General features: G+C 53.3%; 13 protein-coding genes and 1 pseudogene. 4 read left to right on the forward strand and 10 right to left on the reverse strand.

What is annotated here, in order from left to right; genetic code table 11:
- Nucleotides 1-106: 106 nt before the first annotated feature.
- The 4 genes from HZS52_RS02770 to HZS52_RS02785 all read right to left on the reverse strand — a co-directional run bounded on the left by HZS52_RS02770 (nucleotide 107) and on the right by HZS52_RS02785 (nucleotide 3,797).
- Nucleotides 107-478, reverse strand: a complete 372-nt coding sequence (locus HZS52_RS02770) for a hypothetical protein (RefSeq protein WP_041158985.1) — start codon at nucleotides 476-478, stop codon at nucleotides 107-109.
- Nucleotides 479-583: 105 nt separating this feature from the next.
- Nucleotides 584-934: a VOC family protein gene (locus tag HZS52_RS02775; RefSeq protein WP_027958216.1), complete on the reverse strand. Its 351-nt coding sequence runs from the start codon at nucleotides 932-934 to the stop codon at nucleotides 584-586.
- A gap of 585 nt (nucleotides 935-1,519) precedes the next feature.
- Complete coding sequence (locus HZS52_RS02780; RefSeq protein WP_190374115.1) at nucleotides 1,520-2,407, reverse strand: carbon-nitrogen hydrolase family protein; 888 nt, start codon at nucleotides 2,405-2,407, stop codon at nucleotides 1,520-1,522.
- 13 nt (nucleotides 2,408-2,420) lie between these two features.
- Complete coding sequence (locus HZS52_RS02785) at nucleotides 2,421-3,797, reverse strand: APC family permease (protein ID WP_190374116.1); 1,377 nt, start codon at nucleotides 3,795-3,797, stop codon at nucleotides 2,421-2,423.
- A 260-nt stretch (nucleotides 3,798-4,057) separates the two neighbouring features.
- Between HZS52_RS02785 and HZS52_RS02790 the strand changes: the two genes are divergently transcribed.
- On the forward strand, nucleotides 4,058-4,864 hold the full coding sequence (locus HZS52_RS02790; protein WP_223828037.1) for a LuxR family transcriptional regulator: 807 nt from the start codon (nucleotides 4,058-4,060) through the stop codon (nucleotides 4,862-4,864).
- A 48-nt stretch (nucleotides 4,865-4,912) separates the two neighbouring features.
- On the opposite strand, the gene HZS52_RS02795 is transcribed toward HZS52_RS02790, so the two are convergent.
- The 3 genes from HZS52_RS02795 to HZS52_RS02805 all read right to left on the reverse strand — a co-directional run bounded on the left by HZS52_RS02795 (nucleotide 4,913) and on the right by HZS52_RS02805 (nucleotide 6,675).
- On the reverse strand, nucleotides 4,913-5,311 hold the full coding sequence (locus tag HZS52_RS02795; RefSeq protein WP_190374117.1) for a lysozyme inhibitor LprI family protein: 399 nt from the start codon (nucleotides 5,309-5,311) through the stop codon (nucleotides 4,913-4,915).
- A 158-nt stretch (nucleotides 5,312-5,469) separates the two neighbouring features.
- Nucleotides 5,470-6,201, reverse strand: a complete 732-nt coding sequence (locus HZS52_RS02800; RefSeq protein WP_041158984.1) for a metal-binding protein ZinT — start codon at nucleotides 6,199-6,201, stop codon at nucleotides 5,470-5,472.
- 267 nt (nucleotides 6,202-6,468) lie between these two features.
- Nucleotides 6,469-6,675: a cold-shock protein gene (locus HZS52_RS02805; protein WP_007111857.1), complete on the reverse strand. Its 207-nt coding sequence runs from the start codon at nucleotides 6,673-6,675 to the stop codon at nucleotides 6,469-6,471.
- A 369-nt stretch (nucleotides 6,676-7,044) separates the two neighbouring features.
- Between HZS52_RS02805 and HZS52_RS02810 the strand changes: the two genes are divergently transcribed.
- Together HZS52_RS02810 and HZS52_RS02815 are read left to right on the forward strand one after the other, a co-directional pair.
- Entirely contained in the window at nucleotides 7,045-8,001 is a 957-nt protein-coding gene (locus HZS52_RS02810; RefSeq protein ID WP_009287904.1) for a calcium/sodium antiporter, read from the forward strand.
- An 86-nt stretch (nucleotides 8,002-8,087) separates the two neighbouring features.
- The gene (locus HZS52_RS02815; protein ID WP_041158983.1) at nucleotides 8,088-8,645 is read left to right on the forward strand and encodes a hypothetical protein; all 558 of its coding nucleotides are present in this window, start codon (nucleotides 8,088-8,090) and stop codon (nucleotides 8,643-8,645) included.
- A 9-nt stretch (nucleotides 8,646-8,654) separates the two neighbouring features.
- On the opposite strand, the pseudogene HZS52_RS02820 reads toward HZS52_RS02815, so the two are convergent.
- Together HZS52_RS02820 and HZS52_RS02825 are read right to left on the reverse strand one after the other, a co-directional pair.
- Nucleotides 8,655-10,453, reverse strand: a pseudogene (locus HZS52_RS02820) (TRAP transporter permease).
- 89 nt (nucleotides 10,454-10,542) lie between these two features.
- Nucleotides 10,543-11,520, reverse strand: coding sequence for a TAXI family TRAP transporter solute-binding subunit (locus HZS52_RS02825; RefSeq protein WP_190374118.1), 978 nt, complete (start codon nucleotides 11,518-11,520; stop codon nucleotides 10,543-10,545).
- Nucleotides 11,521-11,970: 450 nt separating this feature from the next.
- Here HZS52_RS02825 and nhaD point away from each other — a divergent pair, with 450 nt between their 5' ends.
- Nucleotides 11,971-13,449: a sodium:proton antiporter NhaD gene (gene nhaD, locus HZS52_RS02830; RefSeq protein ID WP_009287900.1), complete on the forward strand. Its 1,479-nt coding sequence runs from the start codon at nucleotides 11,971-11,973 to the stop codon at nucleotides 13,447-13,449.
- Nucleotides 13,450-13,546: 97 nt separating this feature from the next.
- Here nhaD and HZS52_RS02835 read toward each other — a convergent pair whose 3' ends face one another.
- A complete protein-coding gene (locus tag HZS52_RS02835) occupies nucleotides 13,547-15,385 on the reverse strand; it encodes a putative bifunctional diguanylate cyclase/phosphodiesterase (protein WP_041158981.1) in 1,839 nt (612 codons plus the stop codon).
- Between the last annotated feature and the right edge of the window lie 5 nt (nucleotides 15,386-15,390).

A 15,390-nucleotide genomic window follows, 5' to 3' on the forward strand; every position in this document is an offset into this window, starting at 1 on the left:
TGACCCCTTTAATTTTGGTTTCCCTTACACATAATGCCGCCAACACTCGCGGCTTTGTAATGGAGGCGAAGCCGGGATGAAAAAGCCGTCGCCGTGCTTGGCATTGTTATGTGATGACTGCAATGAAGCCCCCAAGAATAGTTGCGAGCAGCGCCAAAATACTAAGTTGATGGCGGCGCTGGATTGCCCCCCAACCGGAATCGGTTAGCTTCCAAATTGGCCCAGAGGAACTAAACATAGGGCCATCCGGTAATGAGCCATCATTCCCCAACTTTCCCTTTGGCACGGAATTCTGAAGAGGCTCAACCCAGCCGCGCATGTAGCAAGTTTTAAGAAGCGCGTCCGTCTCTTCATTGTCTTCAACTGCATACTCTATAACCCACACATTACCAGGCTGCAAAACCATTCCTACGCGTTGCTTTGCTAAGCGTTTAAGAAGCCTATGAATCCGTATGTTATAAGCTATCAGCTCAAGCATGATACTCCTTGAATCACATAACGCAGAGCGCACCGGTGGCCTTGGCGCAGCGAAGCGGAGACAAGGGCATCCGAGTGACGCGCATTGTTAGAGAATCCTTGAGGATTACTCGTGCTGTAAGACATTAATGAGCTTCCCGAATGGATCGCGTACATAAAACCGGCGGACACCCCATGGCTCACTTACTGGTCCGTACTCTATTGCAATATTTCCGCCTGTCACTCTCTCCAAAGCAACCTCCAAGTTATCGACTTCTATAGAGAGATCAGGGACTGGCGTGCCAGAGCCACCTTCCGACGCCACGCTTACCTGAGTGGTCATTTCCTCGCCCGAGCTATAGGTCCTTATCCACCCATGATCCATCACAACCTTGAGCCCAAAGATGTCCGCATAGAACCTCTCTGCTTCTGATGGGCTAGCTGCCGCGATATTGGAGACTATGCGTTTTACTATCATTCTGGCTCCAAAAGGTTGAACTCAACTCGCTCTAACAGGTATTAGACTGCCCACCCTATGATTGTATAAACGTGCCGGCACGTTTTTCCGACAAATGCAGCCTACAAAATTCACTCTAAGTCATTGATAGACATTATTGCTAATTTTCATTAGGCCGAATATCCAAAATTCGCACGCCTGCTGCATTGCCAGGCACCTCCGCACCTCCGCCTTGGGCGGTTACCTGTCTTACTGCTTTAACTGATCCACCTACCCAATCCAGATTAGCACAGTGTGCTTAGGACAGCTGATGATCTTAAGTTTCGGCTTTCAACGCCGACGCTGTCAGGTAAGCAGGAGCTGCTAGGGATAAAAAAAGCTCTCAGTAAACGCGATATCCGCGCCCATTCGTTGCCCTTGCGAGGACGCAAACGGGTTGGGATATTCAGACGCAGATGCGGGAAGAAGTAACGTTAACGCTGGGCGGGTTAGCTGCTCAGCTATCTCAGCAATTAGCTTATTGCAGGCAACAGCCATCACCTGGGTGATGGCATCGTTGCACGGGATGGGAATAACTCGGGATTGGAGAGAGTGGTGGTCGGCTGCTTACCGTTTTCCCCTCCACTTACGTGGATCAATGCGGCCTTCGTACATCGGTAATTCCAGCACTGGGTCATCGTCTCGGAACTGAGACCACATGCGGTTCAAGCCTGCAGTGCCGAAGGTTCGCACACGCTCCACCTCACCCAGGTTGAGTACATCGGTAAGGATGCCCGGGGTAGCGCCTGACATCCGCGCGCGGATGCGGCCTTCGGGGTCGACGATCAAACTCTGACCCTCCCCCGCAGGCGCGGCTGAATTAGCGCTCACCATATACACCTGGTTGAAAATAGCATTGGCCTGCACAAGGATTTGCTCCTGGGCGCGGTCGCAGGTGGTGGTGGCCACTTGGTTGATGATCACCTCCGCCCCCAGCCACGCCAGTTGACGCACCATCTCGGGAAACCAGATGTCGTAGCAGATGGCTAGGCCGACCCGGCCTATGCCCGGCACTTCGAACACTTCAAAGCGATCTCCCGGCTGATAGGGCTCGTAAGGCCGCCAGGGGAAACACTTACGGTAGGCGGCCACTCGCTCACCTTCGGGCGAATACACCGGCGCGGTGTTGTACAGATGCCCGTCCTCTCCCCGCTCGCATACTGTGCCGGGCAGCAGCCATACTCCCAGGTTGCGGGCGATACGTGATAAGTGCTGGTCACGGGGGCCATCGATCGGTTCAGCAGCAGCTTCCAGTTGCTCCCTGCGCTGCTGAGGCGTACCGGTGGCACCGCATAGATGAAGCTCCGGATAAACCACCATCCTTGGCTGTTCAAAATCAGCACCGAAGTCACTCAGGTGTACCGCCAGCTCGGCCTCGAAGTCCAGCAGTTCGGAGTCAATGCCGTGCGGCCGCGAGGCCTCCTGCACCACAAGGACAGGCAAATTTCTGGACATGGTAGATCTCCGTTTAAAGGGTCGCTTTTACTGAGGTGGGCGCTGACTCGGGCTCGGATTCATCAAAGGCCACTTCCGGCGGTTCGCGACGGAAGAATCGAGTAAGGTAGGCCAGCTGGGCGAGACCAATGGAAAGCCAGATCAGCCCAAGAATAAAGGCGTTGATATCCAGCTTACTCATCAGCCAAAGGTTAACCAGGGCACCGATGAGCGGCACCAGCATCCCTCTAATCACACCATACTGGCGCTTTGCATCGGCGTCTTTGCTGACCAGAAAGATCACTGACAGGTTCACCATCGTGAAGGCGATAAAGGCACCGAAGTTGATAAACGAGGCGGCAGATAATACATCGAGGAACAAAGCGATGATGCCTATAGCGCCCGTTAACACGATGTTGAACACCGGCGTATGGAAGCGCGAGTGCAGCGCACCGAACAGCTTAGGCGGCAGTACCGCGTCCCGCCCCATGGCAAACAGCAGCCGAGAGGCACTCGCTTGGGCGGCTAGGCCAGACGTGAATTGGGCAAGCACCATACCGGCCAGAAAGATAGCCCCGAAGAGATCCGCACCGATGGTCGTGGCAATTTCAAAGGCAGCGGAGTCAGCATTTACGAAACTGCCACCTGGGTGAACCAGTTGAGTTGTGTAACCTACCAGCACGTAGATACCGCCACCGATCAGTGCAGTCAGCATGATGGCTCTGGGAATATTACGCTTTGGCTCGATGGTCTCCTCGGTCAGCGTGGTAACGGCATCGAAACCAAGGAAAGAGTATGCGGCCACCGCTGCGCCCGCGGCAATCGCGGTGAAACCAGCCTCTTCACCCAAGAACGGCCCCAGGCTAAAAAGCGAATCAGTGCCACCGGTCGCAAATACGTGACGAATTGAAAGCAGTACGAAGAACGCGATCACCAGTATTTGGAAGACCATCAGCAACGAATTCACTTTGGAAGCAAGCTTGATGCCGTAGATATTCAAGAAGGTGGTGATACCGATGAAGCCGAGCAGGAATATCCAGCTCGGCACTTCAGGAAAACGCGCGTTCAAATAAGCAGCACCGATCAACCAAATCACCATGGGCAGGAAGAAATAGTCCAGCAGCACGTTCCACCCCACCATAAAGCCAACACGCGAGTCGATGGCTCTGCGTGCGTAAGTATAGGCAGACCCGGCTACCGGATAAGTACGCGCCATAATGCCGTAGCTGTATGCCGTGAATAGCATGGCGACGGTAGTGATGAGGTAAGCAGTGGGTACGGCGCCATTGCTAGTGCTGGCAATCACACCGAAAGTGCCCAGCACGATTAATGGCGTCATGTAGGCAAGGCCAAACAACACCACGGCTTTTAGGGATAGGGTTCTTTCCAGTTTGATATTGTTATCCGTCATGATCCATCTCCAGGAAACGTTGGAACCGACAGCGGGCAATCGCTGAGCCGGCGCAAAACGAAGAGGTGGTTTATCAAGCCAGCCGCCGAGGCTAGACCAGCTTGCTACCGTTAATGATCGGCTAATAACCCTCAGTTGCTGGCGTTGCAGCTGTCCAGCTAGACTGAGATGCCTAGTAGCCAACCTATCTAGAACGGTATTGGCAGCTCATCGGATCGTATATAACCCCAGCGTGGTATGGGCCTTCGGATGTGGAATTGGTGACTCATAGCGAAATTGACGAAGTACTGGCCAATACCCTCATGGCGTTGGCGACCCCTGCGTTGCCTCAACACTTCTCCACATTGGTGAAACGTCTAGCGGCATTCGATAACTTGATCATCATCGCTTATCACGGCGAACACCGGCCAGCGGTGCTCTATCGCGAATACACCGACCCTGTCGTTTATCTACCCATGGATAGCCAATATTTAGGAGGAGATTACCTGCTGGATCCGTTTTACCGCGAGCACCTCAGAGGCGGTGTTCAGGGTATACGCCGATTGAGGGATATAGCGCCCGATCACTTTCGACGCACGCATTACTATAAGAATTACTACCAGCAGACCACACTACTAGACGAGGTAGCGGTTTTCGCCAATATCACTGAGAGTGATACGATAACCGCTTGTTTCGGTAGGGATCGTTCCAGTGGTAAGCCCTTTAACAGGCGTGAGCTTGAGGTTCTGCAACAGTACGAGTTAACCCTCAGTTCGTTGCTGAAAAAACACTGGCAAGATTACCGCTCTGACGATGTGATGAAAGCGGCACCAGCCCCTTTAGAGGAACGTCTGAGAGAGACGCTGAATCAGCAACACAGCATCCGGCTAAGCCCGCGCCAAGCAGAGGTGGCGCTGTTTATTCTAAGAGGCCACTCATCCCTATCGATCAGCCTACACTTGGGCGTCAGCCTTCAAACAGTTAAGGTCTTCCGCCGCCAACTCTACGCCAAGTGCTGCATCTCCTCCCAGGCGGAGCTGTTCGCGCTGCTTATGCCGCTGTTCGCTCGGCTGACCGAGCACGGATGACACCTTTACCTCGGGGCAACGGTTTGCATTCTAGCGCTTGACCGCCGTTTACCGAGAGCAGCTGAGATCGCCCTCTTCACAACTAGCATGCTCACGCAGTTGCTCGGTACGTTCCGCTGTCAGCGTTTCCAGACAGCCGTTACGCACCATGGGTTGGGCGCTACCGCCTTCCACAGCACTACTTTCAAACGCGCACTCAGCATCACGAAAGCCGATCCACGCCCGCTGCGCCGCTCTGAGCTTTTCGAGTGACGCTGAATTGTCCTCCAGACGGCTAACAACGGTTTGGTAAACCGCGTTGAGCTCGTCATCCGCCGCTTGATAGGCCTGCGCCGTGCACTGGTTTAGCTCGGTTTGCGTATTGGCGCTAGCACACGAATCATCCGCGGTAGCAAAGCTATTTGATAGCAAAAGCCCGACACTCAGAAAGAGAGACGATAAGCGCATAGTGACACCTCTTGATGCTGGTTAAATCCGAACCGGAAAAAGTTAGAACATGTCCACGAAGCTGTATTTACCCTGTACTAATAAAGCAAAGCGCTGGCATCTCGGCCAGCGCTTTCTAGGTACACATCAAAAGATGTTTTTCGCTTAGGCGGTAACCGCTAGTGCGCAATCATTTCTTCGACAATCTCTTCACCGCTCAACTCGTATGGGTAATAAGTCGGCCAGTTGGTAACTTCTTCTAACAGCGCCTCACGGTCATCGCCCCAATAGAGATGGAAGTGATGCGCATCGGTGGGGTAAATACTGTGGTCACTAAATTGGATGTATTGGGGTAGATCATCGGATGCTTCTTCAAGCGCGTAGATGAACCGCACACCCCGGTTACCGGCTTGGTAAGTTAAAATTTCATAGCCATCGTATTGGTATTCACCCGTGCGCTCTTGGCCATTTTCAAAGAAAGTGACGTCGCTTCCATCAATAACGATACGCTCTACATCCGTTTGATAACCGGTATCGTAATACGCTTTATACTCTTCGGCGGACTTGTCACCATTGTCTGCTTTATGCGCAAACACTTCGTCAAGGGTGCCATCTTGTAGGTAGGGATAAACGGACTGCCAATCACCCTCCCAGTCAGATAGCGTGCGATCCTCAACCTGGTCGTCATCAAAATAGCCCGAATAGATATCGCTATCGTGGTCGTGGTCGTGGTCGTGGTCGTGGTCGTGGTCGTGGTCGTGGTCGTGGTCGTGGTCGTGGTCGTGGTCGTTATGAGTATGGTCGTGATCATGCTCATGGTCATGATCGCTGGCGCTAACGCCTTGAACGCCCGTTAGTATCAGTGCACTCAATACAAGCGCGCTGGCGGCCTTAAGTGGCAATGGTGTCATATTCAGTTTTCCTTTGGCTGCTCGTGAAACAAGTCGCCAAAAAAGATACAATATAACATACCAACCAATCAAGCTCGTTTTTTACATTACGCGAATAAACACCTATAAAGCTAAGGGATTGATCGCAGAGCTTTTGCTGATCTAATAACAGGCGCAGCTGTGCTTAATGGAAAATATTTTTTGGCAGGCACAAACGCATCGGGCCCCGCCTAAGCGGGGCCCGATCATCGAATCTAAACGATTCGAGAACTTAAATAATCGCTAGGATTAAGAAAGCAGCTTAATGTTTGAAGCTTGAAGGCCTTTCTGACCTTGGGTAACGTCAAAAGAGACGTTAGCGCCTTCAGGCAGAGTTTTGAAGCCATCAGACTGAATTTCAGAAAAATGAGCAAAAACGTCATCGCTGCCGTCAGAAGGAGCAATGAAACCGAAACCTTTAGAATCGTTGAACCACTTAACTGTGCCAGTTGCCATGATATTAAATCCTTTTCGCAAGTCGCGAATTGTAGAAATCCTGGTATTACCCAGATAAATAGTGAGTAGAACAAGGAATACAATTACAGACTACCGAAAGAATTCGAATGTTTCTGGAACCATGCTTGCTTGCTAACTTACTAACTGCCGACATCCTGCCACGTGGGCAGTCGCAGGTCAAAGCCTTTGTGCTTTTTAATTTGTTGTTCTGCCTCTTATAGCCGTTTAAAAACCGCGCAAATTCGCAAAAATAGCCTTAATCTTGCCAATGAGCCAGGCACTACTAATCCGACCGCCTGGCGCGCTTTGCTTGCTCGCTAAAACCCGCTTCATTCGCGGCCTGGTGAGCATTCTGGAAGAGGTTTCAACATGCTATACGGACTTAGTTTATTGGCGGGTATCGCCCTTTTGACACTTGGAGGGGAGTCGCTTATCCGCGGCGCGGTGGCGGGTGCGCGAAGAGTCGGCGTCTCGCCACTGTTAACAGGGTTGGTGGTGGTTGGTTTTGGCACCTCGGCCCCTGAACTTGTCGTCTCGATTGATGCCGCGATTAACCAGCAGCCTGACATTGCGGTTGGCAACATCGTGGGCAGCAATATCGGCAATATCTTATTGATTCTAGGCCTATGCGCGGTTATTTGCCCAATGGTGGTTCAGCCTTTAGCACTGCGCCGGGATGGGCTGGTCGTGGTGTTGGCCAGCCTGCTGTTTATTGGACTCTCCTTCGGCGGCGCACTGGGTCGCATCGATGCAGCAATTTTTATAGCGGGCCTGGTCGGCTATCTTGTTTGGGCCTACTTAAGTGAAAGCCGTCAGCACATTCCCGCGGCGGAAATGCACGCTTCAGAAGCGGAGGAGATGACCAAACTACCCACTACAGGCTGGATGATCGTCGTAGCGTTAGTGATTGGCTTGGGCATGCTGATTGGTGGGTCACAGCTACTCTTATATGGCGCCATTGGGTTGGCCCAGGCCATGGGCATTTCCGAAGCAGTCATCGGTTTAACCATCGTCGCCGTTGGCACCTCACTGCCGGAGATGGCCGTGTCGGTGGTTGCAGCGTTACGACGTCATGCGGATGTTGCCATCGGAAATATTCTGGGTAGCAATATTTTCAACCTGTTAGGTATCCTGGGTATCTCTGCGTTTTTACAGCCGCTGCCCCTTGCGCCACGCGTGGCCCTGTTTGACCAGTGGGTAATGCTGGGAGCTGCTGGCATACTGGTGCTGTTTTTGTATACCGGTATGCGCCTGTCTCGCTGGGAGGGAGCCGCACTGCTTGCAGGCTATGCCGCTTATATAGCGTTAAGCTTTACGATTTTTTGAGATGGCCTAATCATTGATTGCGCTGAGCCAAAAACCCATCGTTTTTGGCTCAATGACTTGATTGTTTATCGTGGAGAAACGGCACCGTGCACATTGCAACCTTGGGGCCTAGTGGCAATAACCATGAACTGATTGCCAAGCGCTATCTCAGAATGCGTTGCTCAGGCGAAGGCAGCGTGACTCTGTTTAGCCAGTTTGAAGCGGCCTTTCAGGCGCTCCTCGCGGGCCATGTGAGCCACGTTCTACAGTGCACCGCCCATGCAGCGCATAGCGACTGCGTGGGCCGCTATATGCATCGAGCCTATCCCGTAGACACCTTTATAGCGGGCAGCAAGCCGCTGGCGCTGATTGCCCAGCGCGACTCTGTTCGCCCCACCCAAGTAGCGCTACAACCAGCGACCCGCTACTACACCGACTTAACGGCTTATACAGAGATCATAGACGCTCCCACCACAGTGGCGGTGGCAGAAGGGCTTCTTGCGGGACGTTTTGAGGCGGGCATTTGCGCTGAAGAGGTGCTAGGCCAAGCCCCCGAGCAACTGCGTTTGGTGCAGTCACTGGGGCCTGCGCTGGATACCTGGGTAATGTTTGCCACCACTCCACTAGCAGCCTCTTCGCCGCTACGGTTAGACGCTGACGTTTAAACAACCGGGCTAAACCACAAAGATCAGGATAATCCCTCCCACGGCCAACGCGCTCCGCTGCCAAAGTGCTTTTCGTGCAATCACCCCGTAAGAGATCGCCCCTAAACCAATCGCCACTTTTAGCGCATACAACAAGGCGCCGGAAGGATTGAAGGCCAGTTGGATCATCTCTGGGTTGGCCACCATGGCTAAAGGAATAATATACAGCCCTATTCCTAACGCCATGGCTTTGAATGCGACTTTTAGCCAGTTCTCCCCCACCATGCCCGCAGCAATGAACACGCCGCCACACACCGGCGGCGTGATCGTCGAGAGCAGCGCGTACCAAAAGACAAAAAGGTGCGCCAGAAGCGGTTCCAAACCTAGCGAGGTCAGGGCAGGCCCGGCGACAGAGACACAAATCACATAGGCGGCGGTGGTGGGCACCTCCATGCCTAAAATCAAGCAGGCGAGCGCCGTTAGTAGCAAGGCTGGCCAGAGCATGTCGTTGGAGAGCGATAGAATGCCCGAGGTGATCTTGACGCCCAACCCTGTCAACGACAGCACGCCGACTACCAGCGAGGCACATAGAATAATGGAACCAATGACGGCAATCTGACGCCCAGCGGTGACCACTGCGTCGGATAAACGGGTGGCAAAGCCGGGGAGCGAAAAGCGCAGCGTCACGTTAAAGAAGAGCAGCGCAATGCCCGCGAAAATCGCAACACTGGCGGCGTACTGAGGGGTAAAACCGCCATTAAAGATGCGCTCTAACAGCAGCACGAAGGGGATGGAAAAAACAGCGAGGTAATCAGCACCTCTTTCGCGTTGGGTCGCTCGCTTTCGGCCACGGGCTTTAGATCATGCCGGGTCGCATAGGCATTAATACCCACCCAGACCGTCAAAAAGTACAGCACCGCTGGAAGCATCGCCGCGGCCATGATCTGGGTATAGGGCGTGCCCGTCAGTTCCACCATCACGAATGCCCCGGCGCCCATCAGCGGCGGCATAATTTGCCCGCCGGAGGAGGCAACGGCTTCCACCGCACCCGCCAGCGAACGCGGGTAACGCAGGCGCACCATGGAGGGAATGGTAATTGCCCCAGTGGAAGCGACGTTGGCAGACGCCGAGCCGGAGATAGAGCCCATCAGCGCCGACGAAATCACCGCCACTTTAGCGGCCCCACCGGTGAGCCGCCCCGCCACCGCACTGGCTAGGTTCATAAAGCCCTGGCCCGCCTCTCCCGCATTGAGCACCGCGCCGAAAATCACAAAAATCGCCACCACACTGACGCTTACCCCCGTCAGCGAACCCCATAATCCGCCTTCGGCAATCGTGAGCGTACCCACCATACTGGCCAGCGGCAGCCCAGGGTGACCAAAAGCGCCTGGAATATATTGACCGAAGGCGCCATACATCAACGCCAGCAAGGCAACCAGCGGCAGAGGCCAACCGATGGCTCGGCGCGCCGCTTCAAGCGCTAGAGCAATCAAAAACAGGCCAATCCCCATCTGTAGGTGGGTATCAATAAAGCCGTACTGGTTGGCTAGCGCAGCTTCGTTAAACGCAATATAGCCACAGGCAGCAACACCCAATACCGTCAGCAGCCAGCCGCTGACTCGCTGCGCTGGTGTATTGGCCATATAAATCAGTACCCATGGCAACAGCAGCGCCATATGCAGCGGCCGGCTGACCAGCGCAGGCGTTAAGCCATAAAAAATCAAGCCAAGATGGAATATTACACTGACCGCGCCTAACGCCATCCAGCCAGGCGCTACTGAGCGATCATCCTCAGGGCTCGACGCCTGTGAAGAGGTAAAAACACGCATGCCACACTGCCTATCAATACTGCATCAATACAGGACTGCCACAGCGCAAGCACCGTGGCAGCAAGAAGATGGGTAATGGAAGAAAACGACTAGCGCAGCGCGTCAGGTACCTCGATACCCGCTTCCTCGTAGTAACGCAGCGCGCCTGGGTGAAGCGTGCCAGTCATGTTTTCCAACATATCAGGGCTAATACTGCTCCACCACGCCGCCTCTTCGGCCATGGCGTCGCGGCGCTCCCAAAACGTTTTGGTCAGCGTGTAGGCGGTGTCATCGTCCATATACGTTGTGGTGTAGGCGATCACCGGTAGCGATGTGGTTTCAACGTCTTTATCCACGCCGGGATAAGTGCCGCCGGGGATCGTTTGGCGTGGCGCTCCCGTTTGCTCGATTTGTTGGTCTGTCAGGCTAACCAAGGTCACCGGCATGCTGGCAGCTGTCTCAATCACATTGGGTGAGGGAAAGGAACTGGCGGTCACAAAGCCATCAATCTGGCCATTTTTAAGCGCATCGGGGCCGCTGCCCATCGCTGCATCGGCAATTTTCACGCTCTCTTCCAGACCAAACAGTTCCAGGTAACGAGCCGCTTCACGGGCGCCAAAGGTGCCTCGACCAATCAATAAGTGCTTGCCTTCCAGTGTGGAAATATCGGTCACACCGTCATCACCCGCTAATACAAAGTGCATGGTGATAGAGGGGATCGGGAACAACCCCCGGATCTCTTGAAAACGCGGATTCTGACGCTCGGCAAAGGCACCCTCCCCACCCATGGCCTGATCGACTAACGCGGGCGGCGTGGTAAATACATAGTTGCCCTGGCGAGCCATGACTTCCATCACGTTCTGTACCGAACCCTGGCTTTCTTCCAGGGTAAGGATGATAGCGTCATCGGTTCCCTGGCGAATCGCTTCTGAGAGTTCTACGCCCATTTGATAATAGGCAGTACCCGCTGAAGCCGATTTATAGGTCACACGCGTTTCTGCGTGGGCGGAGAAGGCGGCACTTGTCAGCACTAACGTAGTAGCCGAGACGAAAAGCGAGCGGTGTAGGGAGCGAAAGGGATTGCGCATCGTTATATTCCTCAACGTATCCAGCGGCCACTTCTAATCGGCCTCGTTTTTATCTTACCCAGTTGTTATATGACCAAGCTGAGAGCGTGGAGCGCATTAAAATAGCACGACTGCCCTCGGACAGGCACTCTCCGCGGTCGCCCTCCCCATGCCCTCCAGGGTGTTTTATTGACATCTAATATTAGCTTAAAAAGATATAAATTCTGAATCTTTTTCAACAATGCTATGCGTCAATAGTATAATTCTTAAACCGCTATTAACTTTTTTATAAAACTATTACTGCACGATTTACCATTACCTAAAAGATTAATTTCCTAAAAAAAGATGCTATTACCTTAAGAAGAACTACTTCCGTTCGTTTTAATAAGGTATTGCGGCGCAATATAGACTGATAAAATGAGGCCGCTTTTATACCACTCCTGACAACTTAACCATGAGGAAGAACGTCACATGCCTACGTTGTGCCAACCCTCTTGCCAGCCTCGATTATATCGTCGCTGGCTTTTTTTGTTAGCGGCCTTACTATTAGGCGTAAGTCCCAGTGCATTTGCAGTGACCGGTGAACTAGATCTAACCACCTCTACCGTTGGCTTTTTTGCTGTTGCGATTTTCGTCCTGGCGTATGCATTAGTCATGGCGGAAGAAAAGATCCATATGCGCAAGTCTAAACCGGTGTTGGTGGCAGCCGGTATCATCTGGAGCCTCATCGGCTGGGTGTATGTCCAAAACGGCATGTCGGACGCGTCTGAGTACGCTTTCCGCGTCACGCTGTTGGAGTTCACCGAGCTGATGCTGTTCTTGCTGGTGGCCATGACCTATATCAATGCCATGGAAGAGCGTCGGGTCTTCGATGCATTGCGTTCCTGGATGCTGCGTAAAGGCTTTAACTACCGAACCCTTTTTTGGCTGACCGGCGGTCTCGCCTTTGTGTTATCCCCCATTGCCGACAACCTCACCACCGCACTCTTGATGTGCGCGGTGGTGACCAAGGTGGCCGAAGGCAACCAGCGCTATATCAACCTGGCCTGTATCAATATCGTGGTGGCCGCCAACGCGGGGGGTGCGTTTAGTCCCTTTGGCGATATCACCACTCTAATGGTATGGCAAGCGGGCATGGTGGAGTTCCAGGAGTTCTTTATTCTGTTCTTCCCCGCCCTGGTCAACTTCCTGATTCCTGCCTCTATCATGAGCCTGTTTATCAAGGATGAAAAGCCCGCAAGTGTTTATGAAGATGTGTGGATGAAGCGTGGCGCCCGGCGCATTGTGCTACTGTTTTTATTGACGATCGTGACCGCCGTACTGTGTCACGTTGTGCTCCACCTACCGCCGGTGTTGGGCATGATGACCGGCCTGGGCTACTTGCAGTTCTTTGGTTACTACCTGCGCCGCAGCCTGCCGCGCTCGCTGGAGCGCAAGCGCGAGCGTTATAGCCGGCAAGGGGACAACCGCAAGCTGGAGCAATTGGGTAGCGTGGTGCCGTTTGACGTCTTCAACCGCGTAGCGCGGGCCGAGTGGGATACATTGCTGTTCTTCTACGGCGTCGTTATGTGCGTTGGCGGGCTGGGTTTTATGGGCTATCTCGGCTTGCTGTCAGAAGCGCTGTATACCGGTTGGAATGCTACTGCGGCGAACATTGTATTAGGTGTTGTTTCGGCCGTGGTGGACAACATCCCCGTGATGTTTGCGGTGCTGACCATGGAGCCTGATATGTCCCATGGTCAGTGGCTGCTGATTACCTTAACCGCTGGCGTCGGGGGCAGCCTACTATCGATAGGCTCCGCGGCCGGTGTGGCGGTTATGGGTCAGGCAAGGGGTTCCTATACTTTTATGGGCCACTTGCGCTGGTCGCCGGTTATTCTGCTCGGCTACATCGCCAGTATTCTGGTGCATATGTGGCTCAACGCTGAGAGCTTTACGCTCTTCAGCTAAGCCCGATCAAAAGAGAAATAGATGGCACTATTTCTTCTTTTCCTTGTATCTCTTTACCCCTTTTCAGCGTGCTGGAAAGGGGTTTTGGTATAGCCGTTTAATAGCTTTCGAAAAGATACTCAATGGGTGTCGGGCGGCCAAATAGATAGCCCTGATAGCGGTAACAGCCGTGGCCTCTTAGCCAATCGAACTGCTCTTTTTTCTCCACTCCTTCCGCGACCACGGTTAAGCCTAAACTTACCGCAAGTAGAATCGTGGTATCGACAATCGCTGCGTCTGTCTTATCGGTCAGCAGCTCGCGAATAAACGATTGGTCAATTTTCAATTCATCCAGCGGTAAGCGCTTCAGGTAACTCAGCGATGAGTAACCGGTACCAAAGTCATCCAACGCAAAGCGAATCCCCCTAGCACGCAGTTTCAACATCGTGCTACGCACCCTCACCGGCTCGTGCATCAACAGGCTCTCGGTGACTTCAAGCACCAAGCGGTTCGGCGGCGCCAGGGTTTCTGCTAATAGCTCTTCAACATCACGTACAAACTCCGGCTGCTGAAACTGCACTGAACTCACGTTGACGGAAATACTTAACGGCGCATAGGCCGGTTGATGAGACCATTTCGCTAGCTGCTCGCAAGCTGACCGCAGCACCCAGTAACCGATCGGCACAATCAACCGATTCTCTTCCGCAAGCGGGATAAACGTTGCGGGGGATACCCAGCCACGCTGAGGATGATACCACCGCAGCAGCGCTTCAACGCCGGTAGTCACGCCCTGATGGTCGACCTGCACTTGGTAATGCAGCGCCAGCTCGTTGCGCTTGAGCGCCTGATGCAAATCGGCTTCTAAACTGGCCCGTTCCAATACGCTGGTCTGCATTTCGCTGTTAAAAAAGCGCAGCGTATTGCCGCCCGCGCTTTTCGCCTGCTGCAACGCCATATCTGCCTGTTGCAGCACGCTATCCATACTGTACTCGCCAGCTCCCGTAAACAGCGAAATGCCAATGCTGGCACTGATTGGTAACGAGTGACTGCTTCTTAATTGCGCAATGACTTCCAGCAGTTGCCGCCCCACACGCTCGGCTTTTAGTGCGGCGTCTTTTTGTTCCTCGCCCAGGTTCTTGATCAGCACCACAAACTCATCGCTACTGAAGCGGGCTAGCGTTACCTCTTCATCAAGCCGCTGGCGTAGCTGTTCAGCCACGCTGACCAAAAGCTGGTCACCACTCTCATGGCCCTGAATATCATTCACTAAGCGAAAATTATCCAGGTCGATCACCAGTACCGCACTGAAAAATATAGTCCACTCATCATGATCAATGGTAGCCGTTAAGGAGTCCATCAGTAGCCGCCGATTGGGCAGCCCGGTTAGCGAGTCATAGAAGGCTAGGTAGTGGGTGCGTGACTGCATTTCGAGGTAGTCAGTCAGCTCGGTCGAAATACCGCACAGGGAGGGAGGTGCGCCTGGGGACATGGAAAGCGGCATTTTAATCGATAAGAACGTTCTTACCTGGCTTTCACCCCGCAAAACGTTGCTCTCTTCTACCGTTACTTTTTTCCCCGAATCTAATACGTTGCGATCAACCTGGTTGATTTCCGCAGCGCTCCCGGCATCAAAAAACGCCGCATCGCGCTTACCGATAATTTTGTCGGCAGGCAGGCCAAATAGATCGCTCATCCGACGATTAACGTATTGATACTCCAAGCTTGGGGATTTGATATAGATAAAGGCATCGACGCTATCCAGAATAGTCGCCAGCATCTCTTTATTGGATTGCAGTAACGCCCGGTTATGCTGCATGCGCCGCTTGAGCAACAGGTTGCCCAGCAGCGCCAAAAGAAGGAACACAAGCAGCAAGGCGATGCCCCATCGCCCCAAGTAGCTGTCAATGCTGCGCAGAAGCTCCGCCGGAAGAGCTGCAGACGAGGCAAAATAGTACATAGTGG

Origin of the sequence: Vreelandella titanicae (assembly GCF_014697095.1) — a bacterium.
GTDB lineage: Bacteria > Pseudomonadota > Gammaproteobacteria > Pseudomonadales > Halomonadaceae > Vreelandella > Vreelandella titanicae.